Source organism: Aquimarina aggregata (assembly GCF_001632745.1).
GTDB classification, from domain to species: Bacteria; Bacteroidota; Bacteroidia; order Flavobacteriales; family Flavobacteriaceae; genus Aquimarina; species Aquimarina aggregata.
In genome coordinates this window covers 12332-38022 of sequence record NZ_LQRT01000001.1, presented here as the reverse complement: position 1 = coordinate 38022, position 25691 = coordinate 12332, and the positions used below count along the sequence as shown (strand labels likewise).

The 25691-nt window shown below is 32.5% G+C and carries 18 protein-coding genes; 7 read left to right on the top strand and 11 right to left on the bottom strand.

The window, feature by feature from the left end:
* Positions 1 to 29 precede the first annotated feature (29 nt).
* Positions 30 to 974 carry a hypothetical protein gene (locus tag AWE51_RS00125; RefSeq protein ID WP_157765990.1) on the bottom strand — a complete coding sequence of 315 codons (945 nt, stop codon included), beginning with the start codon at positions 972 to 974 and terminating at the stop codon, positions 30 to 32.
* 193 nt (positions 975 to 1167) lie between these two features.
* Between AWE51_RS00125 and AWE51_RS00120 the strand changes: the two genes are divergently transcribed.
* Positions 1168 to 1812: a DUF4494 domain-containing protein gene (locus tag AWE51_RS00120; RefSeq protein WP_082832252.1), complete on the top strand. Its 645-nt coding sequence runs from the start codon at positions 1168 to 1170 to the stop codon at positions 1810 to 1812.
* Between the two features lie 196 nt (positions 1813 to 2008).
* On the opposite strand, the gene AWE51_RS26305 is transcribed toward AWE51_RS00120, so the two are convergent.
* From AWE51_RS26305 to AWE51_RS00100, 4 genes are all read right to left on the bottom strand, one after another.
* Positions 2009 to 5143: a family 16 glycosylhydrolase gene (locus tag AWE51_RS26305; protein ID WP_066307785.1), complete on the bottom strand. Its 3135-nt coding sequence runs from the start codon at positions 5141 to 5143 to the stop codon at positions 2009 to 2011.
* 479 nt (positions 5144 to 5622) lie between these two features.
* Positions 5623 to 7110, bottom strand: a complete 1488-nt coding sequence (locus AWE51_RS00110; protein ID WP_066307782.1) for a hypothetical protein — start codon at positions 7108 to 7110, stop codon at positions 5623 to 5625.
* A gap of 292 nt (positions 7111 to 7402) precedes the next feature.
* Complete coding sequence (locus tag AWE51_RS00105) at positions 7403 to 9919, bottom strand: zinc-dependent metalloprotease (protein ID WP_066307779.1); 2517 nt, start codon at positions 9917 to 9919, stop codon at positions 7403 to 7405.
* 472 nt (positions 9920 to 10391) lie between these two features.
* On the bottom strand, positions 10392 to 11873 hold the full coding sequence (locus AWE51_RS00100) for a hypothetical protein (protein WP_066307773.1): 1482 nt from the start codon (positions 11871 to 11873) through the stop codon (positions 10392 to 10394).
* A gap of 154 nt (positions 11874 to 12027) precedes the next feature.
* On the opposite strand from AWE51_RS00100, the gene yiaA reads away from it, so the two are divergent.
* From yiaA to AWE51_RS00080, 4 genes are all read left to right on the top strand, one after another.
* Positions 12028 to 12504 (top strand): inner membrane protein YiaA, encoded by a 477-nt coding sequence (yiaA, locus tag AWE51_RS00095; protein ID WP_066307771.1) that lies wholly within the window; start codon positions 12028 to 12030, stop codon positions 12502 to 12504.
* A gap of 155 nt (positions 12505 to 12659) precedes the next feature.
* Entirely contained in the window at positions 12660 to 13400 is a 741-nt protein-coding gene (locus AWE51_RS00090) for a ceramidase domain-containing protein (RefSeq protein WP_066307769.1), read from the top strand.
* Between the two features lie 31 nt (positions 13401 to 13431).
* Complete coding sequence (locus AWE51_RS00085; RefSeq protein ID WP_066307762.1) at positions 13432 to 14733, top strand: DUF2157 domain-containing protein; 1302 nt, start codon at positions 13432 to 13434, stop codon at positions 14731 to 14733.
* Between the two features lie 51 nt (positions 14734 to 14784).
* Positions 14785 to 15345, top strand: coding sequence for a GDYXXLXY domain-containing protein (locus AWE51_RS00080; RefSeq protein WP_066307760.1), 561 nt, complete (start codon positions 14785 to 14787; stop codon positions 15343 to 15345).
* A gap of 74 nt (positions 15346 to 15419) precedes the next feature.
* Here AWE51_RS00080 and AWE51_RS00075 read toward each other — a convergent pair whose 3' ends face one another.
* Positions 15420 to 16022 carry an SPOR domain-containing protein gene (locus AWE51_RS00075; protein WP_066307758.1) on the bottom strand — a complete coding sequence of 201 codons (603 nt, stop codon included), beginning with the start codon at positions 16020 to 16022 and terminating at the stop codon, positions 15420 to 15422.
* 196 nt (positions 16023 to 16218) lie between these two features.
* On the opposite strand from AWE51_RS00075, the gene AWE51_RS00070 reads away from it, so the two are divergent.
* Positions 16219 to 17952, top strand: coding sequence for an alkaline phosphatase D family protein (locus tag AWE51_RS00070; protein WP_232517312.1), 1734 nt, complete (start codon positions 16219 to 16221; stop codon positions 17950 to 17952).
* An 82-nt stretch (positions 17953 to 18034) separates the two neighbouring features.
* Here AWE51_RS00070 and AWE51_RS00065 read toward each other — a convergent pair whose 3' ends face one another.
* Together AWE51_RS00065 and lysS are read right to left on the bottom strand one after the other, a co-directional pair.
* Complete coding sequence (locus tag AWE51_RS00065; protein ID WP_066307754.1) at positions 18035 to 19627, bottom strand: hypothetical protein; 1593 nt, start codon at positions 19625 to 19627, stop codon at positions 18035 to 18037.
* Between the two features lie 95 nt (positions 19628 to 19722).
* Positions 19723 to 21411 carry a lysine--tRNA ligase gene (gene lysS / locus AWE51_RS00060; protein ID WP_066307751.1) on the bottom strand — a complete coding sequence of 563 codons (1689 nt, stop codon included), beginning with the start codon at positions 21409 to 21411 and terminating at the stop codon, positions 19723 to 19725.
* A 303-nt stretch (positions 21412 to 21714) separates the two neighbouring features.
* Here lysS and AWE51_RS00055 point away from each other — a divergent pair, with 303 nt between their 5' ends.
* Entirely contained in the window at positions 21715 to 23229 is a 1515-nt protein-coding gene (locus AWE51_RS00055) for an alpha/beta hydrolase (protein ID WP_066307747.1), read from the top strand.
* 66 nt (positions 23230 to 23295) lie between these two features.
* On the opposite strand, the gene AWE51_RS00050 is transcribed toward AWE51_RS00055, so the two are convergent.
* The 3 genes from AWE51_RS00050 to AWE51_RS00040 form a co-directional block, all read right to left on the bottom strand.
* Positions 23296 to 23853 (bottom strand): thioredoxin family protein, encoded by a 558-nt coding sequence (locus AWE51_RS00050; protein WP_082832251.1) that lies wholly within the window; start codon positions 23851 to 23853, stop codon positions 23296 to 23298.
* Between the two features lie 98 nt (positions 23854 to 23951).
* Complete coding sequence (locus AWE51_RS00045) at positions 23952 to 24434, bottom strand: DUF1573 domain-containing protein (protein ID WP_066307745.1); 483 nt, start codon at positions 24432 to 24434, stop codon at positions 23952 to 23954.
* A gap of 112 nt (positions 24435 to 24546) precedes the next feature.
* The gene (locus tag AWE51_RS00040; RefSeq protein ID WP_066307744.1) at positions 24547 to 25611 is read right to left on the bottom strand and encodes a response regulator transcription factor; all 1065 of its coding nucleotides are present in this window, start codon (positions 25609 to 25611) and stop codon (positions 24547 to 24549) included.
* Between the last annotated feature and the right edge of the window lie 80 nt (positions 25612 to 25691).

Below are 25691 nucleotides of genomic sequence, written 5' to 3'. Positions count from 1 at the left end.
TTAAAGTTTAAAAGGTGTTTTGTGTCATTTTAGTCATTTTCTATAATAAGTTCAAGCATCCCATAACCTTTTGTTTTAGAGGTTTTAGTGGGCTCTAGAAGACTTTGTCTATAGTACGCCAATCCATTTGCAAACTTAGCGCCATGACCCACTTGAGAACCACTACTTTTTAAAGTAATATCAAGATTCCATTCAGGAGCTTGTACCTGGATTGTTTTAGGAATATTATCTCGACCACTTATTTTATCTTTAGTCGTAGTTATCGTTTGTAATATAAAACTTGGCAGAGAAGAGACTTTAACTTGTGTGCCATTAAAAGACCATTTGGTAGCAGTTTGTTTACCTTTATGCTGCTCAAAATGAAAGAAATCACCATTAATTACCAATGGGATCCAAAAAAAAGTTTCAAAATCACCAAAATTCTTTACAGCTGAAGCACTCCATCGGATGCGTTCATATATCATCCATCCTTTTCTAATCTTTTTTTTGACTTTTGCAGTAGTCCTAAAAGCATAAATCTCTTTCTCGGTAGTATCTGATGGCATAGCTACCCATTTTGATTTTTCAGGAATTGTTAGGTGTACTGCTGGAGCTCCCGGAATTTTAGTAATGATTTGTCTGGTTGTGGTTTGAAACTGAAATGTTTTGGTGCTAATGTGTTCCCAAGATTCCTTTGGTATACTATCAAAAGCACTAGTTACTTTTTTCTTGACATATGCAATTGGCCAATGATTTTTTGTGCCATACCAACTTTTAAATTCCTTTGTATATCCGTTGGGGTTAATTGACCAATTCATATCTAATGGAATAACTAATGGTGCTGCTTCATCATCGGCAATAAAGACAAAATAATCACTGTAATACGAATAATTGTCGGGTGAAATAAGTTTTTCTGAGTAGTGATTGTAGTTAAAGAAAGATAGTAAACTCATACATATACTAAGTAGCGTAACTTTTCGAACTAATGAAAACATAAGATTGTTTTTTTAAGTAGACTTAGTATAAAGTATAACCTTACAGGTTTTATTTTTAACCTTTACATTACTAAAAATATAATGTATTATTGTTTTTAATGTTGCTTTTAGAATATTGTGAATATCTATTTTTGAGAATAATAGTACGACCTTTTTTTAAAATTTATATTTGCCTCCCTAAAAAAGAAACGATATGAGTGCAACTTGGTATGAGTGTAAAATAAAATATAGAAAACTAAATGATTCGGGTGTGCAAAAGGTAACTACAGAACCTTATTTGGTAGATGCTATATCCTATACCGAAGCCGAATCCAGAATTAATGAAGAGATGTCGGCATATATTAGTGATGAGTTTAAAATTACAAATATAAAGGTAGCTAACTTTGCAGAGATTCATCCTTTTGAAAATTCTGACCGTTGGTTTAAATCAAAAGTATCCCTAATTGCTTATGATGAAGAAAGTGGTAAAGAAAGGAAGTCAAATATCTACTTATTAGTACAAGCAAATGATGTTAAAGAAGCCTTTGATAATACAAACGCAGCATTGAAGGGGACAACTAGTGATTATACAATTCCTGCAATAGCAGAATCTCCTATTATGGATGTTTTTCCTTATTTTTCCGGAGAAGAAGAACAGGCAGAACAGATAGAGCGTTTTAATGCAATAAAGGAATCTGGCGCTCCTAAGGTAGAGGTTGAGTTGGAAGAAGATTTTGATGAGGTTACTGAAGAAGTGGTATTAGAAGAATCCGAAGTTATTGAAGACGATGTAACAAAAGAATCTAGTGAAGAGGAAAATGTTGTACAAGAAAGTACTACTGAAGAAGATTTTTCTTAACAAATGATCACAATAAAAATTTATAAACCCGGATGAAGATCCGGGTTTTTTAATAAAAAGACCGCTAAGAAAAAATAAACTTAGCGGCCTTAAGATGGATGGTTAGTGACTATTGTGTTAAAATATAAAATTTTAAGTGCCATATCCATTTTTTGAATATGGCACTTAAAGTTGTACCTGCCTATTTAGTTTTATATTATTTAATAACTAAAGTTTTTGACATAGAAACAGATCTAGTCTTGTACGAAATAAAGTATACTCCTTTGGCAGAAGAAGCAGCTTCAATTAAGCTTGTAATCTCGATAGCAGAAGTAGTTCCTTCAGCTCCATCATAATTCATCGAAGCAATAATTTGACCACTTAAATTATGAATTGAAATTCGAGCACGCTCATTTTTGTCTGAATAAATGTTCAAGAAAGACTCACCATTTGCATTAACTGGGTTTGGATAAATACTGAAACTATCAGATTTACTAATGCTTGTATCTTTTCCATTTCCACCAAATCGACTACGACTTGATAGCCATTTCATGTCGTATTTGGGCCCTTTACATTTACATCCTTTACTACCTTGATCTACACGACCAGGACATACTTTTTCATCCTTAATTCTCTTACCTTGAATAGTAATAGCATCTCCGTGTCCAGGTTCGTTACCACACTGTATAGTATTGTATCTAGGATCTCCATTTCTTAAATCTCTGAACTTAGGGTGTTTTTTAAGTTCATCACAAACATCTCTAATGTTTCTTCTTTGTCCGTTGATAGTGATTTTAAAATTACCAACACCGTGATCAAATGAAGATTTACAGAAACAATAACCGTTTGCTTTATAACTATCTTTCCATGAATTTGCATTTGGAACAATTTTCACACCTTGATCAAAAGTATCTCTACCAGTACAACCTGAGTCTCCTCCATTGTCTGGTTCTCCGACAGTACCATCACCACCATTACCTCCGCCTGTACCAGAAGTAGAAGCGTTTACTTGAGAAGTAGGAGTTGGTCCGCCTGAATTACAAAGAGCACGTATAACGAATGTATATTCTGTTCCAGCATTTAGACCACCTATGGTTAGTGGGGAACTAGCACCGCTCTTGTATGCATCTGCACCATTAATGTTACCAGTAAATGTGCCTTTCTTAAAAGCTCTTAATTCATATGTTTTTACTCCACTTAATTGATTAAATGCAATAGTAACAGAATTATTAGTATTTCCTGTAGAATTTAAACCTGTAACCTTATTAGTGGTATTACACGCTCCTCCAGTTGGTGTTGGATCTGGATCTGTTGTTCCAGTTGAAAGCGTTATGTTGTTTTTAGAACACGCTTTGATATTTTGTTGCCATCCAGCACCTACTGGTCTAATACTTCCTTTCAATAAGTAATTAGAACCCGCTGCAGGAGCATTATTAAGGTTAATAGTTACTGTTGTAGTACCAGATCCTGCGCTAACAGTTTTTCTACCTTGTCCTAACCATCCTGAATTCCATAATTCTACTACTACATCTCTATTTTGATCAGCAGAGTAGGTAACAGGAACTTGAATAGAAGTACCCGTTGTAAGTGTAGAAGGTAAACTATTACAATCTATAGATACAGCATCACGATTTGGATCTGAATTAGGAACAGGATCAGCAGTAGTGTTATATGTAATAGTTAAAACTGGTTTTCCGTTTTGATTTTCATCAGATGCGAAACTTACATCATTTCCTCCTGTTTGTGTAACCACTAGTGTTAAGAAGTTTCCACTTACCGATAGGTTGTTTAATTTGAAATTTTGTGCTTGGTTTAGACTATAAGTTTTATTTAAGCTTCCTAATAAAGCACCTGTTCCAGGAGCATTAGAAGTGCTTAAATTACTTTCGTTCCAGTTATTGCTATTACCATTGTTTACATTGATATTACCGTTACCAGCATCACCGTTAACTGTTAATTTTAAATTTGCTTCAGTAATAGTACCGCTAATGTTAGATACGTCAAATTTTAGATAAGACACTCTTTTTCCATTTTCTGTACGTAAAACAGTGCTGTTAAAACGAGTACCTCCTTGTAAATAGGCATCATCAATAGCTGATAAAGAAACCGTTTGTGGAGAAGTTGGGTCCGGATCTGGGTCTGGGTCTGGGTCTGGGTCTGTTGTTCCAGTCGAAAGCGTTATGTTGTTTTTAGAACACGCTTTAATATTTTGTTGCCATCCGGCACCAACCGGACGAACACTTGCTTTTAATAAATAATTAGAGCCTGCAGCAGGAGCATTATTTATATTAATAGTTACTGTTGTAGTTCCGGATCCTGCACTTACAGTCTTTTTTCCTTGTGCTAACCATCCTGAATTCCATAATTCTACTACTACATCTCTATTTTGATCAGCAGTATAAGAAACAGGAACTTGAATAGAAGTACCCGTTGTAAGAGTAGAAGGTAAACTATTACAATCAATAGAAACAGTACTAGGATTTGGATCTGGATCTGTATTACCACAATCAGAATTACAGTCTACCAATCTATAAGATCTAACCCAATCATAATATGTAGTTCTATTAGCTTGAGAATCATTCATACCATCTCTTCCGTTCTTTGGAGGGTTCCAGTCGTAAGTCTCTACTACCATTCGTAAATACATAGGAAGATTAAAGTTTGCAGCAGGAGTAACTTCATATACAAACTTACCATCTAGGTAAAATAGAAGTTCTTTTGCACTCTTCCACCATACACCATATGTATGATACCCTGCGTATGCGGGTTCACCGATGTCAGCTTTGTTTCCTCTGATGCCAATAGGTGTGCTATTACATCGTGCGCCTCTACTATGCGTATTAGAATTTATAGTAACAATATTTCTATTAATCCAGGCTTGTCCACCAGTGTTAACACCTATATTTTCAGTTACGTCAAGCTCAGTAGTTCTGAAATCACATCCTGTGAATTCATTTCTTTTATTAATCAGCCAAAAAGTGGATGACATAAAAGTTTTGTTAGCTTTCATACGAGTCTCATAATACCCATATTGGTTTCGGGTTTTTGATCTTACAAGACCGCCATTGTGTGTCCATCCACCAAAAGGATTTGACTTTTTCGAAGCTGATACTTTAAGATTTCCATTGCCAACAGATACCGACGAAGTTTCAAATCTGGCAGGTCGTCTACCTTCCCATTGCGGATCGTTTATTGCCCATTTGGAGGTGTTTAATGATGAACCGTTAAATTCATCTGACATGACTTCAATTTTTTCCCACTTTTTTCCATTTGGAGGTGCGGGTTGTGCGAAAGACTTTTGAGATGCAATACAAAATAGTATCGCACACAAAAGATAGGTGATTTTTTTCATGACTTGTGTGTGTTAGTTGTTGTTTGAGTTAATTTTTTAGTATAATTAGAGTTAATAATTTAATATAAAACTAATGATGACTAGTATAATTATATAAACAGGTTTAGTATTCGTAGTGAATTATAAGAATTCGTAGTAATTTGATTAGAATTCGAAAAACAGAAAATGTACATTTTACATTTATAATTTTATTTAATTGTGTCTGATTTATAGATAGTTGTGGTTTTGTGGGCGATTAAGAAACGATATAGGAAATACAAAAATAAAGTAGCTCATAAATACGATAGAAGTTTTGATTGCAATTTTTAGACAAAACACAATAAAGCATAACCTAATAAAATAGAGAAATACTAAATTATATCTAATGCTTTGATATATCAAAATGGTATCGAGATGTAATTAACAAAAGCTCAAACTTAACCTTCATAAAAAAAAGCTTCTATCGCATCCCGATAACCATGGTTTTGAATTAGCAACAATTATTCTTGTATAGTATTGTTTTCTAAGGTATTTGTATACTTTTTTATTAAGGTTTTAAAACCAGTTGTGTCTATATTGCCTTGGATTGACCATGCAAAATCTAACTTTAATTGGCCAGTAAAAATACTGTCGTTTAAAGGGATATAAGCATCTCCTATATAGGGGGTCGAAGAATTTTTACTAGTATTTAGCGCATCAGTATTTACAGTAGCCATACTATGACAACTCATACAATTTGTTCTAACGCCTGCGTAAGTGGGTATGGTGTCCTTTTTTGCTGTAGTAATCTGGCTAATCTTTTTATTAAATACGTCAGGTCCAAATCCAGCTTCTAAATACGGGTTAAAGGCATAGTTCGGATTACCTTGTATATTAACACCATTATTAGGTTCTTCAGGATTTATCATATAATAGGCTACAGCCATGGCATAATGAGATGCTGCATGAGTAAGGGCTTTAGGTCTTTGGTTAGCAATGGCTTGTGAACTCGGAGCTGCAGGATTATCAGGGTCTGCTACCCACCAAAAAGTCTGCCAGGTCCATCGGGTATTTTCTCTAGAATTAACATGCATACCTACAAGAATAACGATATCTCCTGGATTAGCGGTCATGGGATTACTCGTGTTTTCGGTAAACTCTTGATTAAAAAAATGAGCATCCTCCTTATTCATGGTATAGTGTATAAAATCACTTAGGTCATAGGTTGTGGCAGCTGTGGGTTCAGGAGGAGTGGTACTATTTGGAAAATACAATTGATTACCATCTCCATGACTGTGATTGGTGATGTCTATATAAACTGCAGAATGCCAATCTTTTTCAGGGAAAGCAGCAAGAGAATCTATAGTGCCAGGCCAAGTAGAAATGGCAAATAGTTTTTGATCTTTTGCTTTAGAAACAGGTAAAATTTTAAATACTGGTTTAATTGTAATGGCATCGTCTGGAAATATCGGAATTTCAGTTTTACCCTGTTTTGCGTATTCGTATAAAGATGATGCTAGAAACAACTTGTTCTTTATAGCATGATTCGCAGCAGACGGACTATATGAGACTGATTCATGTATGCTGTCATTTACAGTATGTCCGAAATGAGTAAACTGATTTGGACGTTTGAGATTAGCTCTGTTGGATCTCTTATTTGGTTTTTGCAAAATAGAATCAATCATTTCTTCTGGAGTAAGCCAAGTTTCAAAAACAAGTAAATTTTGACCTCCTGCAGTTTGGCTTGTGGGCTGTGTTAATCCAGCCCATATACCCCAACCATGAGTATATATCTTTAAAGTATCATTTTTACGAATCCATTCGTTAAGTGTAGTAGAGTCTTCAGGAAACTTGAAGTTTGGTACGTTAACTTTAGGGAAATTTACCGGTGTAATCTTATCATAGATAAAAGGATCTTGTATCGCAATTGGCTTTTTCTTTTCAGGGCTACATGCCTTAATAGTAAGTATGAGTAATGCTAAGCCGAGAGTAGTGAGTTTAGTTTTCATAAATAGTGGTTTAGTATTTATTGATTTAAAAACTATTTTGGACGAAGTGTGTTTACTACTATGCTTACAATATTTTTTTGAATGTTTAATTTACGTCAATAATTAAGGAATTACATACGGAATTCCGTATAAAGGTTTGAAAAGTTTTGTGTATATAGAAAGAGTACTGGTTTGATTTTGAGTAAGGTGATTGCTATGCAAATGTGATATTCTTATTTTGTAGAAATATTATATAAAATAATAAACCCCTAGCTGATGCTCAGATAGGGGTTTATTCATATAAGTTTAATTACTATTTCTTGGGCTCAAGAATAGATGTAATTCGTTCAACAATATCCTGTAAATGATATCTTGTCATTCTGTCTCCTGTTCTAGCAATAGCACTTCTTGTATTTCTACGCAATGTATTTAGCTCTGCACGAACAACTGCTCTTATATCACTTTGTGATGCATTAACATTTGTTCTCACTACAAATCTTCTAAAATTTTCAGGAATTTTAGGTTGTTCTTTTGTCATTAAGAATTCCATTCTATCAACATATGCTCGTTGTACATTACGACGATAAACATCTATAGATCTACCGCTAGATAACTCAGACCAAAGTCCTGATCTTAATTCTGTCATCATATCCAATAATGTATATGCATCTTTAGTATTTAATGCCTCATTTTCTATTAATCTTGCCATACGGCCATGATCTAATAAGTTATTAAGGGTTCGTACTTGTGTACCTCGAATACGTTCTATATTACCAGCCGATTCTATTTTATCAAAAATATTCTTATCTAATAACCATGCTGGAGTGGCAAACAACTGCTCGTGCAAAAATTTCATTGCACGTTTTTGATTTGCTTTCGTCACATGAGTATAAACGGCACCTTCTTGATCATAAGTTTTAAAATATTCATATACACCTCCAATATTAGAAGATACATGCCCCATATAGCGATTATACTGTCCTAATACTTGTCTGTACATGGTGCCTAAATCGTCGTAGTTTTTACCTTCTTCTGCTGTCCATTTTATAAGGTTAGGTACAATGCGTTGTAGGTTTTTAATTCCATAAGTACTTGCATTAACTGCATCGTCACCTAAATCTTCAGTTTGTGAACTAGGATCTATTACTCCAAACTGTTGTCTTCCAAATCGGTACATTGGATCATTTTGGTGCTCTAGAATCCAGCTGTCTAATGTTTTCTTTTCTCCTTTGGCAGTTTGATCCAAAATTGGGCGATATCCCCATCGTATAGCATGTTTGTCATATATTCCTACAGCAGGCATTAAAGCCACATCCCCGTCACCAGGTTGCGCAACATAGTTAAATCTGGCATAATCCATAATAGATGGCGCCGTACCATATTTTTTAGTAAACTCAGGGTCTCTAAGAGATTCTACAGGGTATGCAACACTGCTTCCCATATTATGGGGTAATCCTAATGTGTGTCCTACCTCATGAGCAGATACAAATCGAATAAGTTTACCCATTACTTCATCCTTGAATGCTACAGTTTGAGCTTGAGGGTTGATAGCAGCGGTTTGAACAAAAAACCAATTTCGTAATAAAGTCATTACATTATGATACCAGTTGATATCACTTTCTAAAATTTCACCAGATCTAGGGTCGCTTACATGGGGACCGTTAGCATTTGGAATAGGTGATGCTAAATAACGTACTACAGAGTAACGAACATCTTCAGGACTCCAATCAGGATCTTCTTCTACAGTAGGAGGGTCTTTTGCAATAATTGCTTCTTTAAAACCAGCTTGTTCAAAAGCTATTTGCCAATCTTCAATCCCTTGTTTAATATATTTTCTCCATTTTTCTGGCGTAGCGCGATCTATATAATATACAATCTGCTTTTTAGGTATTACAAGCTCACCTCTTTTAAATTTTTCAAGATCTTCATCTTTTACTTCTAATCTCCATCTATCAAGGTAACGAACAGTTTTACTTTCTTGAGCTTCTAATCCATAATCAGTTTGTCCTCTGGCAAACCATCCCACACGTTGATCAAAATAACGACGTTTCATAGGAGTTTTAGGGAGTAAAATCATAGAATTACTCATTTCTAAAGAAATAGAACCTGTACTACTATTTGATGGAGGCTCACCTGCGCTATAAGTTTTGACATGACGCGCTTCAATATTTAATGGATAACTTCTAATCGTATCAATATACGATTTACTGTCATCGAGTTTAGAAATCTTGTATTGTTTTCTTCTTCTACTAGGAAAACCTAGCGCTTTGACATCTTTTTTGTATAAGCTAGTGACGTCTATTACAGTAGCGGTAGTTTTAGAAATAGAATCTTTATGAAATGCTTTTATTGGGAAAGCATATAAGATAGGTTCAAAATTCGAATTCTCTACAGCTTCATGAATTGGTAATGAATCTGCAGCAAAAATCTGATGAGAAACTACACGAAGTAATATTTGTTTATTTTTTCGTTGCCATCTTAAGACTTGAGTGTTTTGTTTACCACCTCCAAAACCAATTCCTGTGGCAGTTTTAGCAATTCTGGTAACCATTAACATTTCTCTGTTTAACAGAGAATCAGGAATCTCATAATAATATTTGTTATCTAGATTATGAACAGTAAATAAGCCTTTGTCACTTTTGGCTTTTTTGGTAATCACTTTGCCATAAGGCAATATAGTGTCTTTGTTTTTACCGGGTTTTTTTGCTGGTGCTTGGATATTTTTTCCTTTTTTCCCCTTTTTTCCTTTTTTAGACTGAAAAGCATAACAGTCGGTAGAAATAGTGATTACTGCTAATAATAACAGTAGTCGAAACGTATTTTTAAGCATGTGATGTGTTTTTTTTCCGGCGGAAGGTAATAAAATATAAACCGGACTTATGTGAAAGGAAGGTTAAAGGTTAACAGAGAGAGGGTTTTACTATAACGATTGTTAAGTTTTATAGAGAGTTTTTAGTTCTTGTTTAGTATATAACAAATAGTATGCTTTAATAGATTTTCTATTAATGACTCTAGTTATGAATACGATATGAAATACAAGGAAATATTTTTATCGAAGACTTTAGGTGAAATTTGAAGTGTCTTAGAATTTGTATATCTATTCTATTGTGAACTAGGATTAAGAATTTTAGACAATGTAATATTGGATTAAAAACAAAAGTAAAATGAAAATAAAATCGCTTTTTTATAACATTAGGCTATCAAAATTCATCTGTATATTTTGGGTAGTATCTGGACAAGATTAAACAAAGATAAGTTTGTAAGGGAATTGATCTTTCTTAGCACACGTGGGGTGATAAATGTTAACTAATTAATTTTAGAATAGTTTCATAAAGCCCCATGTCTTGTGTTTTACATTTTAACCAAGCATAAAAGCTGATTTCAAAAATATCATCTTGTTTTGCTTTAGGAATATTAGCCAAGTCATAGACTTTGGTTTTAAACTCTTTAGTAGTCGCAATTTCAGGTTTTCGATAATATGCTAAAGTTAGTTTTAAAAAAGTTAATATTCGAATTTCTTGATTGTCTTTAAGATAACCGCCATGCTTTTTTCTAAAACTATTTACTCTAGATTCTACCAGATCCATATGGTCTAATTCTATATGTAGTATAATTTCAACAAGATTTTTTTTTATTACCCATAACATTCCGGCTTTTTCTATGTACCAATGATCACTATGGTAAAAATTGGTTAGAATCATAAATGCATTTCTAAATTGTGATTGTTGAATGTAACATACTATTAAACCTAATTTTAAATCTAAAATAGATGTTACTTGGTCTTTATATTTAATGTTGTCAAAAGACTCAAGTATAGCAATTGCTTTATGCGCATTTCCTGTATAATTTAGATTTAATGTCTGTAATAGGGTGTATTGAGGAAAAAAACGTTTGTTATATTTTTGTTGATGTTTTAACATTTGATCTTTCATTAAAGAAAGATATTGCATTGATGTTTTAAAATTTCGATTTCTAAAATAGGCATTGGCTACATAATACAAGATTTGAATATGATAGAACAATTGTTTGTCCATTAAATTTTCTTTAGCATCGATTTGTGAATAGGCTTCTTCAACAAAAGGAAGTATGGTATAATAATCTCGTGTTACTTGAGCAGTAGTGTTTGTGATTTCAAGGATTTTAAAAAGTGATCTAAAAGTGAGTCCTTTAGTAACCGAAATACCAAATGAACTTAAAGTCTTTTTAATAATGCCTACAAAATCTTTTTTTTGTTGCATTAATTTGTTTTGTATTGTAGCATAAAAGAGGTTGAGATTTTCTTCTTGCTGCAAAGCTTCTTTATTATTTCTAAAATCAGAAATTAGTTCATCTAACGATATTTTATTGTTGAGGTGACCATATTGAATTTTTGTATAATAAATTTCATTAAGAATACTAAAAAGATCATATGTTTTTGCTTTTTGTTCTGCCTTGAGAATTGTTTTAAAAGCAATTTTATATTGCTTTTGTTCAAAGAAAATTCTACTTGCTAGTAAAAGCTTTAGGATTTCCATTTCTTCAGAAGTCTCTCCTTCAAAACTTTTAGAAGCAATAAAATCAATTAAACTATCATGAACTCTTTTACTAAGTGCATGAAAAGCTCCCTTTGAGGGCTTTCCGTAGAGTAAAACATCAGGATTGAGAACATGATCTGTAGTGTCCAGAAGTTTGAACAATTGAATGTTTTTAGTGTCACCTCTTTTGTTTTTTTGTCGTTGAGAAACTATAAAACTTCGTTTTTCTTCATCTGATAATGTCTGTATTATTGAAGATATAGTATTCATTATATCATAAGTTATTTAGGGTTTAAATAACTATAAATAAATACATTAATTTTTAAAAAAATAAATTATATCGTAAGTTTTTTAAAAAATTAGAATTTGATAGCTAACAGAATCATCACACATTTGTACTGTTAATCATCAAAAACAATTTATCATGGATTATAAATTTAGTAATGATGTATCAGAAGATACAGTAAATGAAAAAGTAGAAAAAAGAGTACAAAAAGTGTATGATCAAAAACCAACTCCTGCTTTTATATCAGCATCTTGGACAGCACTATTTATTGGTATGGTATCCTATTGTATTGGTCTTTGGAATGCTTATATGGAACTAAATGAGAAAGGGTATTACTTTACAATTTTGTTATTTGGGTTATTCTCTGCAGTATCTGTTCAAAAAAGTGTTAGAGATAGATTAGAAGGGATACCTGTTACAGACATCTACTACGGAATTAGTTGGTTTACAACTATCATATCAATTTTGTTATTAGTGATAGGGTTGTGGAATGCAGACCTAGAGTTAAGTGAAAAAGGTTTTTATGGAATGGCTTTTACGTTAAGTTTATTCGCCGCTATTGCCGTACAAAAAAACACAAGAGATAAAAAGTTTATTGAAAAAAGTGAAGACTAATCAAAAGAAGGAGCTGGTTCTGTTTAATGATAATTGTTTCATTAAATAGTATCGGGGGTAGGCTCCTTGTTTTGATGATTAGTAAAGACAGCCGCTAGGTTGCGGCTGTCTTTTTAATGAGTGCCGAATAATCGAGTCTATAATTTATATTTAAAATGAAGAAAGAAAAAATAGGAGGTTTTTTACTGGTGTCATTAGGTATACTTGCTATTACCATAATGTTTTTTCTAAACCCAATACTACAAAACGAGGAATACCATTCTTTTAGCGACACACGAGATATTTTTAGTATCTCAAATTTTTGGAATGTTATATCGAATCTATTATTTGTTATTGTAGGAATAAGAGGTTTGTATATGTTTAGTAAGGGTAGAAGGGTAGAGTTACACTATTTGATACTTTGTATTGGAATTATTTTAGCCGGTTTAGGGTCTGCTTATTATCATTTCTCACCAAATACGCAATCATTGATTTGGGATAGATTACCAATGACAATTGTTTTTATGACCTTATTTTCAACAGTAATTAGCGAATTTATCTCTAAGAAATTAGGTAACTTTATTTTAGCTCCTTTGTTGTTAATTGGACTAGCTTCAATTGTTTATTGGGTATATGGAGAAACACATGATTTGAGACCTTATGTTTTAGTACAGTTTTATCCATTGATAACAATACTCTTAATTCTTGTTTTTTACAAATCGAATACTAGTACTAAAAAAACATATTGGTTACTCCTGATTTCGTATCTAATTGCAAAAATAGTAGAATATTATGATAACTTTATTTACGATGTGTTGACCATTATTAGTGGGCATTCATTAAAACATATTTTTGCAGGATTAGGTCTTTGGGTCCTATTGAAATCCTACGAAGAAAGAATATCTATCATGAAATAAAAATATTTTTTAATTATTAAAGAAGAATGAAATGAGTTCAAAATTTAATAAAGAGTTGCAAACTCTAATAAAAGATAAGGTGATCTCACCAGAGTTAGCACAAAAAATAGAGCAATACTATGCTACAAAAGACATAGGAAAGTCTACTAAGTTGTTTACAATATTTGGAGTTTTAGGTGCATTATTGATTGGGTCTGGTGTTATTTTAATGTTAGCTCATAACTGGGATGATTTTACCAAATTAACCAAAACAATTTTGGCATTTACCCCATTACTAATAGGTCAGGTTTTAACAGGTTTCTCAATTCTTAAAAAGAAAAGTAGCACCTGGAAAGAAGCTTCTGGTACATTCTTATTTTTTGCGATAGGTGCTTGTATTTCTCTAATAAGTCAGATTTATAATATTCCAGGTACATTGGGGTCTTTTCTTGTTACCTGGATTTTACTATGCTTACCATTAATTTATTTATTGCGATCCCATGCAATAGTATTGTTTTGTATAATTTTTAGTACATACTATGCTGTCGAAGTTGGATATTGGCAGTACAGAAATTCTGAGACACCTTGGTTGTATTTTGTTTTTATGTTAGCAGTGATACCTTATTACCTGCAAGTGCTAAAAAAATCTATTTCTAGTAATATGATAACAATACTTAATTGGATACTACCAGCCAGCATTTTTACTGTGTTGGGAACATTTATAGGGCATAATGGTCATCTGGGATTCGTTATGTACATTACCCTATTTGGATTGCTATATAACATAGGAAAGCTTCCCGTATTTGAAAAACTAAGGGTTTTTAGAAATGGATTTCTTGTAATCGGATCATTAGGATCTGTCATTTCTCTATTGTTTTTTACTTTTAGATGGATTTGGGATGAATCCTCATCAAGATTCAATTTTGATTTACAAGGGTTTTACGTATCATCTGCGTTATTTATGTTAAGTGCAATTACACTAAGCTTTGTAATATGGAAAAAAGGTCTTAAAAAAGTGAATCTGTTTCAAGTCGCTTTTATCTTATTTTGGGGGATTTACTTCTTGCTCTTTACTGTAGAGATTTTACCAGTAGTTCTTATAAATATTTTGGTCTTTGCGTTGGGAGTGTCTGCCATAAAAATTGGTGCAGATAAGTTTAATTTTAAAATTCTTAATTATGGTTTGCTTATAGTCTCTGTTCTTATTGTTTGTAGGTTTTTTGATACAGGAATGAGTTTTGTACTTAGAGGGATATTGTTTGTAATAGTGGGATTAGGTTTTTTTCTAACCAATTATATGATGTTAAAAAAGCAACAAAAAATTAAGAAACAATTAAATGACCTACAGGTTTAAAAATCGAATGTATTTCCTGTTAATAATTAAAGAATTCTAAAATGATAATAAATGAAAACAATATATATAACACTTGGATTTGTAATAGTAGCATTATTTCAGCTTTTTGTCCCGTCATATATGATTTGGGAACAAGAAGATGTCTTACTATCGGGTAAAGTTTATAAGTTTAAAACTAAGCCTATAGACCCTTCAGACCCTTTTAGGGGCAAATATATTACATTACGTTTTGATATAAACTCTTTTAAAACAAAAGACAAGGTCTTTATATATGGAGACAAAATTAAGGTATACATCAAAGAAGATGATGAGGGTTTTGCTAAAGTGGTAGACGTAAGCAAAAAGAAATTGAATATCAAAGCTGATTATATTGTAGCTAAAGTTACAAATACGTATGATAATACGGTTACATTCAAATTGCCATTTGATAGGTTTTATATGGAAGAGAGCAAAGCCTATGACGCCGAAAAAGCTTATTTTAAGGTGAACCGAAATAATTCAAAAGAAAATGTCTATGCTTTGGTATATGTAAAAAATGGGCGTTCAGTCCTTGCAGACGTTATTATTAAAGGAATGTCTATAAAAGAATATGTTGAGAATGAGCATCAATAAAGATGTATATTGAAAAAGGGAAGTAAATCTACCTTAAGGTAGATTTACTTCCCTTTGCATGTTATTGGGTCTTGTTACCAGGCTTCTTCGATTTTTATGCGTTCCCCGTTTTGATAGGAAGCTATAAAAGCATTTCTAAATCCTAATTGAACAATTTCTCGTCTAAATTTTTTAGCTTCATTAAGTGTTTCAAAATTTCCTAATGCATACTTATTAAAGCCCTCACTTTTGATTTCTCTAAAGTTTACAAAGTTTTCAGAATACAAAGAAAGGTCTTTGCTCTCGAAAGCTCCAATCTGGACAGCATAAATAACTTCGCCTTCTATAGAACCAGCAGACTCCCCATTGTCTTCAGAAGCTAATTCTTGGTTCATTGAAAGATTTTGAATAGTACCTTGTAATTCGGTTACTTTAGTTTCTAATGCGCTTATCTTTTCTTTATGATCCTTTTGAGAAATCATATCTTTGGCGCCAAATTGCATAAAATAAATAGTGCCAGCTACACCAAGTAAGGCTATAATACCTAGTATTATAGTAGCGATTTTAAATTTTCTCGAATTTTCTTTTTCCTCTTTAACAGCTTTTTCACTTAAATAGGTTGCAGAGCGCTTAGCCTCTTCAACTTTTTCTATTTGATCCTTAAGATCTTGAAGTTCTTCATCCGTTATAAATGCCATGGTTGTTAGTTTTTAAACACACCAAATATAGGAATTCTTCTAAAACTTAAGGTGATTAATGGTAATGATGCTGTTATACAAGGTGTTATAGGCTATTGGTGTTGGTTGTAAATAAATATTAAGGTTTATTTAATTGAGTCATAACATTAATATAGGAATGGGGAAATACTTTTATACAGTATTAAAAAACACACAAATGGATAGAAGAAAATTTTTTGAGAAATCACTTTTAGTTACGGGTGGTTTAATGCTTGCGCCAATATATATTAGTTGTAACGACGACGATGATACACCAATAACAATTCCAGACTTAAATAGAGATAATTTTTTTGAAGGTTTAGCAAGTTTTGATCCAACTAGTACAAGTGTTATTATTTGGACACGCTATACGCCAGAGGTTGATGCGGATATAATTACTTTAAATTGGCAAGTGGCAACAGATGCTACCTTTAATGATATAGTACGAAATGGAGAGGTAACAGCATCCACTACACAGGATTATACAGTGGCAATAGATGTGCAAGAATTGCCTTCAAATAGTAAATTTTATTACAGGTTTTTTGAGTTAAACACAAAAAAAGTGTCTGTTGTAGGTGAGACAATTACGTTGCCCGCATCTACTGATACTATTGCTAATGTTAAGCTGGGTGTTTGTTCTTGTGCGAATTTTGCTGCTGGTTTATTTAATGTATACGGTGCACTTGCAAAATCAGATGTGGATGTAATAGTGCACTTAGGTGATTATATATACGAATATGGAGAAGGAGAATATGGTACTAATGAAAACACAGTCCCTTTGGATAGAGTACATAGCCCCAAAGATGAGATCCTAAGTTTAGAGGATTATAGAAGTAGATATAAGCAATATCGTAGTGATAAACAATTACAATTAGCGCATCAAAAGAAACCATTTATAGGCGTTTGGGACGATCATGAAATAACAAATGATGCATATAAAGAAGGAGCAGAGAACCATCAGGAAAATGAAGGTTCTTATGAAACTAGAAAGCAAATTGCAATCCAGGTGTATAGCGAATTTTTACCTATTAGATCAGCTGATCCTTCTAAAATCTATAGATCTTTTGATTTTGGGGCAATCATAAGTTTACATATGCTAGATACTAGGGTTATCGGTAGAGACAAGCAATTATCGTATGGAGATTTTTTTGATGCTACTACAGGTCAATTAGATGCAGTAGCTTTTCAGGCTGCCTTACAAGATTCTGGGCGTAGTATATTAGGAGAGGATCAATTAACATGGTTAGCAGGAGTAGTATCTGGAAGTAATGCTTCATGGCAAGTGTTAGGACAACAAGTGTTAATGGGAAAAATGTTTATGCCTGCCGAAGTATTAATTTTATTGGGAAGGATTGTAGGTGAAGTTGGTGCAACAGGATCTGTTTCAGAAGCCACTGCTACAGCTTTTCAAACTTCATTAACAGAGCTAACAACAATTAAAGGAAGGCTGTTAGCCAACGATACGTCATTGACGCCAGAAGAGAAAGCGAGAGTGCAAACAGTAATACCTTATAACCTTGATGCTTGGGACGGGTATGCTGTAGAAAGAGAAAGATTATTTGCAATTCTTGCAGATAAAAAAACAGTGTGCTTAGCTGGAGATACACATAATGCATGGCATAGCAAATTAAAGGATAGTAATGGAAAAGAAGTGGGTGTAGAGTTTGCCACATCTTCTGTAACGTCTCCTGGATTTGAAGGTTTTGCTGGATTAAAAGAAGATCAGATCATGGGTTTTGAACTTGCTTTAACAACACTTATTGATGATTTACAATATACAGATTCTTCTAGAAGGGGGTATTTAAAGGTAACGTTTACAGCAGGAGCTGCTGATGCGCAGTGGAGTTTCATTGATACTATTGCGCAAGAAGGATATACAGAAACTATTGGAAAATCAGTTTCGTATACTTAGAATTAGTTCTAAAAAGGGGAAAAGCGCAATCATAATTGATTGCGCTTTTATTATTTGCTTTTGTATTCGTAATGCAAAGGAGTTATTTAACTTCGCATTTTGTAAGTTCTTGACAATATTCAAGTAAACTTTCTTTAGTGTTTTTATACCCTTTACTTTTAGCTTTTTCTATTACAGCAGGACATCCTTCGGCAAATTTTGCAAGATTCTTTTTAAAACCAAAAACAAAACTTGTACCCATAGTAGATTTTCCTTTTTCTGCACCTGTAGGAAGGATAACCAATTCTTTATTGTTAAATATGTATAGGTTTATTTTGTCAGACTCAAAAAGAACTTTACACAATTTGTCGGTAGCACCAGCTAACATTTGACCAGCATCTACAGCATCACCCTTAAGAGCAGATTCTTTAAATTTAATGTTTCTGTAATGTAAACCGTCAACAAAAAGAAGTTCTTGACAGTTCTTAGCTGCCTGTACTCTTGTACCTATAGGACTTTTGTTATTGTCATATTCTACAGTTTTTAGATCAAAGCCTATTTTTACAATATCTTCTGTCTTAATGTCTACAAGTGTAGTATCACCTTTTTTAGTAATTAAATACGCTTGATTTACTTCTATTCCCGCAGGAGCAGCAGCTGGTTTTTCTTCAACTTCCTCTTCTTCATCAGGTATGTTACTAAGATCTTCAGTAAGCACCTTCATGTGACGAGTTTTCATTTTGTTGACTTCAAGTGTTTTAATTAGATTGTCAGCATACTTTATGTATTTTTTACCGTCTTTCTTGTCGTAGTCATTCTCAATAAGTTTTTGAGCGTATTCTTTAACTTTTTCTGGCATATCTAAGTAATAGTAGATGTTAGCTATATTATAGTAACTAGCATACTTTACTTTTCTCATTTTACGTTTTGTACCAGGGTAGTTTGGTATAATACTATTGAAGTATTCGATAACAGGTTCTACTTCTTTTTTTACATCGTCTAATGGCTCATCATACTTCATTTTAGCAAAAGCAGCTTTTACTTTTTCATGTGCTTCATGATGTTTTTGAAATTCTGGATGTTTTTTAGATCCAAGAATCCAAAGAAATTCTGAACTAGTAGTATAAGGAACATAACCATATCTTCTGTCTAAATAAGAGCGGATACTTCTTTTTATATTTCCTTTATGTTTAGATCCATGACTACTTCTGATATCGTACTTGTTAGTTTTGTAATGTCTTTCAGCTTTATAATAGCTATCAAATTCTTTACTTTCATAAGAGTTAGAATCACTAAATCCTTTTTCATAACTCTCGCCATTGGCTGCATTAATAACATTTATTGTAGCAGATGATGATATAGAAGATTTTGCTTTGTAAGTGTAAGTTGTTGATACTACGTTACCATCATCATCCTTTTTCTCATGTGTTATTTTCTCAATATTTACCTCGCTAGATTTTGTTCCATTAAAGCGGTAAGAAATATCTAAGGTTCCTGGTGATTTTACTTTAGAAAATCCAGAAATTCTTATTGAACTACTACTAGAAGAATACGTTCTTTTGGTATCATCTAAAATCGGTTCAGAGGGTAGTTTAACATAAGAAACTGTTAATGTTTCTTTGTCTAAATCTGTACTTTGTGCAAAAGAGATAAGACTAATTAATAATGCCAAAGGCAGCAGTAATCTTTTTTTCATAATATTTGAGGGTTTTTTTTGTATCCGCGCAAATATAGTTAAAAAAATGTTAACTCCTGAACTCTCTTAAAATAAGTGTTAAAAAAAGTTAAAAACTAGGCTATTTCAACAATTAGATTGTCATCTGTTTTGGTAACTTTTGTTAATCCTAATTTGGATAATCCTTTCATTCCTTTATCCCAGCCTTTATTGCTTAAACCTGCAGCATTTTTAAGGTCAGAAAGAGCTATGCTCTTTTCTTTTTTAAGAATGTCAAATATTGCTTTCTCGTTGTCGTTAAGCTCTATTTGTTTTTTCTCAGGACGCATTTGTGGGAAAAATAAGACTTCCTGGATAGATTGGTTATTCGTAAGATACATAATCAAGCGATCCATACCGATACCCATTCCCGAAGTAGGAGGCATTCCGTATTCTAAAGCTCTTACAAAATCCTGGTCTATAAACATGGCTTCATCATCTCCTTTTTCACTTAGTTTTAATTGTTCTTCAAAACGTTCTCGTTGATCTATAGGATCATTAAGTTCAGAATATGCGTTTGCTATTTCTTTACCACAAACCATAAGTTCAAAACGTTCGGTGAGTTCTGGATTATCTCTATGTTCTTTACATAAAGGACTCATTTCTTTAGGATAATCTGTAATAAAAGTGGGTTGGATATATTTTCCTTCACATTTTTCACCAAAAATCTCGTCAATAAGTTTTCCTTTACCCATGGTATCATCAACTGCGATATTCATCTCTTTGGCCGCACTACGAATTTCATCTTCAGATTTGCCAGTAATATCAAAACCTGTAAAATGTTTGATAGAATCTGCCATGGTAACTCTAGCATAAGGAGCTTTAAAATCAATTTCATGTTCACCAAATGTAGCTTTTGTATCTCCGTTTACAGCTATAGCACAATGTTCTAATAGTTGCTCACAAAAATCCATCATCCAGTTGTAATCTTTATAGGCTACATAAATTTCCATAGCCGTAAATTCAGGATTATGCGTGCGATCCATTCCTTCATTTCTGAAGTTCTTAGAAAATTCATAAACTCCATCAAAGCCTCCTACAATTAATCTTTTAAGATATAATTCGTTGGCAATTCTCATATATAAAGGAATATCTAAAGAATTATGATGTGTAATAAACGGACGGGCAGAAGCGCCACCTGGTATAGGTTGTAGTATAGGTGTTTCAACTTCAAAATATTCACGCTCATTAAAAAACTCGCGCATGGCATTAAACAGTTTAGTTCGTTTGATAAATACATCTTTAACATGAGGATTTACAACTAAATCTGCATAACGCTGTCTGTATCTTAATTCAGGATCATTAAATTCATCAAATGTATTACCGTCTTTATCGGTTTTAGGTAAAGGTAATGGTTTTAGAGATTTACTAAGGATAGAAAAATCTTTAACCATTACAGTTTTTTCACCTACTTGAGTTGTAAATAATTCACCTTCAACACCAATAAAATCACCTATATCCAGTAGTTTTTTATAAATATCATTGTACTTAGTTTTGTCATCACCCGTACAAATTTCATCTCTGTTAAAATATACTTGTATACGACCATCAGCATCTTGTAATTCTGCAAAAGAAGCTTTTCCTTGAATTCGTCTAGACATTAATCTACCTGCAATGATTACTTTTTTACCTTCTTCAAATTCACTTTTAATACGTTTCGAAGTGTAATCAACAGGATATAATGCTGCAGGATATGGGTTTATTCCCATACTACGCAATGAATTTAATTTTTCTCTTCTTACAAGTTCTTGTTCTGATAATTGCATAAATTCTCCATTTTGAAGGCACAAAAGTAGCCTATTTGTATAATTTAAAGAAAAGTCTGTTTAAAAACTTTTGCTGCTTTTTCAAAGATATTATCAATTATAGAATTTTACAGTGAATTTCTTACTGAAACTCATGGTGATTTTACTGTTACATTAAAAAAATAAGAGGTGATGTCGAAAAGATATAGGTTCAATCAGATAACTCAAATCAATTGGCCTCTAAAATGCATTTTATGCTACTTATTTATAAGAAAAGGAACCTTAATAGGTAATTCATCGATAAAAAATAAATAACCAATAGTAATGGAAGAACTTGCAGAGGATTATAACCTTTTAGTTAAGAAAATGAGAGCTTTAGAAATTCTTTTATTAGTTTGTGTTACAGTTTTACCATTTGTAAAACGACCATTGCTTACAGTTGTACATAGAAAATATGTGTTAGGTTTTTTGATACTCACTCTTGTTTTGCATTTAAGTATCGAAGGTTGGCGTTGGCAGATGTTAATCGCATATTTTTTGATTTTAGTCTTACTTTGGAGAATAATAAGAGTAAATCTAAGTAAGCCTTCAAAATTAACTTTCTTTAGAGGACTAGGATTTCTGATGACTATACTATTAGTAATTATAGGGTGGGTTTTACCGATTGTACTTCCTGTATTTTCACTTCCAGAACCTACAGGCCCATATAGAGTAGGAACACAATGGATTCATTTAAAAACAGAGCTTAAAGAAACTATTACAAAAGATCCTACGGATAATCGGGAACTAATGATCAAAGTTTGGTATCCGTCGAACGCTACAGTGACCAAAAAACATGAGCCATATGTGGATCAGGCAAATAGACTTGGCTTTATCACTAAGTATAGTCAAGGTATTTTACCAAGTTGGACAATCAACTACTTAGATAGAGTAAAAACTCACGTGTATGAAGGTATTGCTATTGCAAATGAAAAATTTCCTATTTTAATTTTTTCTCATGGATATGGTTCCAAATCTACCGGATACTATGCGCTATTAACAGAATTAGCCAGTCATGGATATGTTATTGTAAATATGACTCATACGTATGAAAGTCTTGGTACTACTTTTCCTGATGGTACTATGAAATTTTTTGATTATGATTTTCAAGCTAAAATAAGTTCTGAATCTATGAAACATATAGATCCAATAAAAGACGCTTTTACTAAAGATATTTCTTTTAAAGAAAGACATAAAATACTTAGAGAAGCTTCTAAAGAATATTCTGTTACTGAAGTAATAAAAAGATGGTCTAAGGATATAGTGTATACTATTGATCAATTTGACGGTTGGAATACTCAAGGTTTTTTTAAGAATAAGTTAGATGTGACTAAAATAGGGGTGTTTGGTCATTCTGTAGGTGGTGGTGCAGCGGGTCAAGCAACGATAAAGGATAATAGAATAAAGGCCGCAGCCAATATAGATGGTGTGCAATGGGGCGAAATGATGGATACCATTTATCACAAGCCTTTCTTATACATTTCGGCTGATTGGCCAACGTCACATCCAGACATAAATTCTCATGCATACTTACATAAGAGTACTGATTATTTTTATGAAACTAAATTATTAAAATCGGGGCACCCTAATTTTATGGATATTCCGTTTATGATACCTATAAAATCTATTGCAGGAACAGGAACAATCGATGCCAGATTAGGTATAGAGATTACAACCCAACTTGTCACCACTTTTTTTGATAAACATTTAAAAAAGAATAAAACAATCGATCTTAGAAAATTAGGAGAACACTATGAACTTTTAGAAATGACAATTCATAAAGGAGACTCTGTACGATAGATACCAGATGCGTTAAGCTGTTAGTATGATTCAATACGGTCAAAGTTGAGAGTTTGTTTCTGGATATTACTTCGTTACTGGATTAGGGTTATATTTTGGAATATATTGTTTAGATAATAAAGTTAACATGTCTTCTTCTAAAGAGCGTTTAGGTGATTCTACAATTCTATTAATTTCCTTTCCATTTTTATAAAATATAAAAGTTGGTACTTTATGAATGTTTAACCCTTCATGTTCTCCTCCGGGGCTCTTCTTATAATTGTCTTGGCTGTGATCTACAGCAATTGTCGTAACACGATCTAAAGAAAAATCACTGTTGTTTAATATTTTATAGAATCTTGGGACTTCACGTTTACTATCTCCACACCATGTACCCAAAAAAATTTTAATTGTATATGTATTAAGTTTATTTTTCAGCGTATCAATTATATTTTGATTAGGGGTGTATTCTAGATAGTTTTTTGTAAACCAGTGATCATAAGGTTTTTTAGCTAAACCTTTATTGTTGATTTTGCCAACGAGAATTGGAGCTCGCCCTTCTCGTGCAATTTCTTGATTAAATGACTGAGCTGTTAGAGATATAGAAAGTAAAAACAAGAATGAGATGGATATAATAGTCTTCATTTTAAAATGTGTAATTAATAGATTGAAAAAAGGGAGTAGTTATTTTAAGTAGTACGAAGGAGCCTCTCTTTTACGAGAGACTCTCTTTGATAGATACATTACTCGCTTAATGGAGTACCACTTATTGCTGTTTTCCCTTTTGGAGTTACCATAGCTTTAATTTTAAGAATTTCTTTTCCTTTTTCTGTATTTGTTGTAATGGTAACTTGTTTGTTTTGAAGATTTGGCTTGCCATTAGAGTTAAAGCGTACTAACATATCTCCTTTGGCTCCAGGTGCTATTGGTTCTTTGGTCCATTTGGAAACAGTACAACCACAACTTCCTTTTGCATTTATTATTACTAAAGGAGCATTACCTGTATTGGTAAAAGTAAAATTGTGTTCTACAATATCTCCTTCATTAATAGTACCAAAATCATGATTTGTTTTAGTAAATGTGATTGCAGGTAACAATTTGGCTTTGGCATCACGAACATCTGCCGTGGTGACATTTTTTGGATTGATTTTGTCTTTAGCATTATTGCTACAAGACATTAAGAAACCAATTGAAATTACACATAGAATTAAGATTGCTTTTTTCATTATTTTATTTTTAGTTCATAAATAGATTATGTTGCCAAAAATGAAAATAAGAGCAAGTAAAATCAATAAAAATGGGTTTGAAATGAGGACTAGACCCTAGGTGGAATTTTTGTTATTTATTGATATATAGTGATTTAACTTCTTCTCTTGAACGTACATTAAGCTTTTTGTACAAATTATTAATATGTGTTTTTATAGTGCTAATACTTACAAACATAGAAGAAGCTATTTCTTTATTCGTTTTATCCTCTAAAATAAAGTTTAATACTTTTTGTTCTTGTTGCGTAAGATTCTTACTTAAATCTTTAGCTATTTTATTTCTTGCCCGAGCTTGACTAAATTGAAGAATATTAATTGCTATTGAAGATATTAAAACTATGAATAATGCCCATAACCAATAGTTTTTCGGAGTATTTTCACCAGAATTAATCAGAAATTTATCAGAAGCTAATTCTGCTTTATAACGATTTGTATATATGTTGTTAGGGTATTTTGTTTGAAGCCGTTGTAGCAGTTGGTCATAATAAGGATTTGTATTAAGATCCTCAAGATAGTAGGCATACAGATTATTGGCTTTGTCTGATAGAAAAGCATAAATGTATAGCTCTGTAAGTGGCTCATCCTGATTTTGAACATATTGTTGTAAAGTAGAGAACCATTTTTTTACATTTAATTTACGATTTGTTTCACTTCGATATGAGGCAAAGGCAAAACGCATTTCATGAATAATAGAATCAACTTTTATAAAAGCATCACTTTTTTGATTATTAGATACAATCTTACAGAACATTTCTTTATCAAAAGAAAACGGTAGTGTAAGGGAGTCGTGATTATTTGCTATGAAAAGTATTTCTTTACTGTCTGGACAAAATCCATTAAAATGAATTGCATCTTTTTCATCCTCCGAACAATTTTCCATATGTATTCTATACATGCGATTTTCTGAAGGTAGATTGTCTCCAGAGAAACTAAAATACCCCAAGGAATCACTAGTAGTCTTTTGAATTATTTGTTCAGGATACACACCAGATAACTTTCTGTAATCCTCAATTAAGGATAAATAGATATCCCCAGACCAATGTTGAGTGTCTACGTATCCAGAAAAATGATATTGCGCAACTAGAGTTTTTTGACTAGCGAACAAGAAAATACAAAAAAGGTAACAGTACAATTTCATAATGAAATACAAAACTTTAAAAATATAGAAATTAATTTTACGATTTTATTGTAACAATATAAAATTCTTGGATACATATA

Excerpts from the sequence above, each read along its gene's own strand:
- AWE51_RS00125 (WP_157765990.1), bottom strand. The coding sequence starts at position 974 with ATGTTTTCATTAGTTCGAAAAGTTACGCTACTTAGTATATGTATGAGT.
- AWE51_RS00120 (WP_082832252.1), top strand. The coding sequence starts at position 1,168 with ATGAGTGCAACTTGGTATGAGTGTAAAATAAAATATAGAAAACTAAAT.
- AWE51_RS26305 (WP_066307785.1), bottom strand. The coding sequence starts at position 5,143 with ATGAAAAAAATCACCTATCTTTTGTGTGCGATACTATTTTGTATTGCA.
- AWE51_RS00110 (WP_066307782.1), bottom strand. The coding sequence starts at position 7,110 with ATGAAAACTAAACTCACTACTCTCGGCTTAGCATTACTCATACTTACT.
- AWE51_RS00105 (WP_066307779.1), bottom strand. The coding sequence starts at position 9,919 with ATGCTTAAAAATACGTTTCGACTACTGTTATTATTAGCAGTAATCACT.
- AWE51_RS00100 (WP_066307773.1), bottom strand. The coding sequence starts at position 11,873 with ATGAATACTATATCTTCAATAATACAGACATTATCAGATGAAGAAAAA.
- yiaA (WP_066307771.1), top strand. The coding sequence starts at position 12,028 with ATGGATTATAAATTTAGTAATGATGTATCAGAAGATACAGTAAATGAA.
- AWE51_RS00090 (WP_066307769.1), top strand. The coding sequence starts at position 12,660 with ATGAAGAAAGAAAAAATAGGAGGTTTTTTACTGGTGTCATTAGGTATA.
- AWE51_RS00085 (WP_066307762.1), top strand. The coding sequence starts at position 13,432 with ATGAGTTCAAAATTTAATAAAGAGTTGCAAACTCTAATAAAAGATAAG.
- AWE51_RS00080 (WP_066307760.1), top strand. The coding sequence starts at position 14,785 with ATGAAAACAATATATATAACACTTGGATTTGTAATAGTAGCATTATTT.
- AWE51_RS00075 (WP_066307758.1), bottom strand. The coding sequence starts at position 16,022 with ATGGCATTTATAACGGATGAAGAACTTCAAGATCTTAAGGATCAAATA.
- AWE51_RS00070 (WP_232517312.1), top strand. The coding sequence starts at position 16,219 with ATGGATAGAAGAAAATTTTTTGAGAAATCACTTTTAGTTACGGGTGGT.
- AWE51_RS00065 (WP_066307754.1), bottom strand. The coding sequence starts at position 19,627 with ATGAAAAAAAGATTACTGCTGCCTTTGGCATTATTAATTAGTCTTATC.
- lysS (WP_066307751.1), bottom strand. The coding sequence starts at position 21,411 with ATGCAATTATCAGAACAAGAACTTGTAAGAAGAGAAAAATTAAATTCA.
- AWE51_RS00055 (WP_066307747.1), top strand. The coding sequence starts at position 21,715 with ATGGAAGAACTTGCAGAGGATTATAACCTTTTAGTTAAGAAAATGAGA.
- AWE51_RS00050 (WP_082832251.1), bottom strand. The coding sequence starts at position 23,853 with ATGAAGACTATTATATCCATCTCATTCTTGTTTTTACTTTCTATATCT.
- AWE51_RS00045 (WP_066307745.1), bottom strand. The coding sequence starts at position 24,434 with ATGAAAAAAGCAATCTTAATTCTATGTGTAATTTCAATTGGTTTCTTA.
- AWE51_RS00040 (WP_066307744.1), bottom strand. The coding sequence starts at position 25,611 with ATGAAATTGTACTGTTACCTTTTTTGTATTTTCTTGTTCGCTAGTCAA.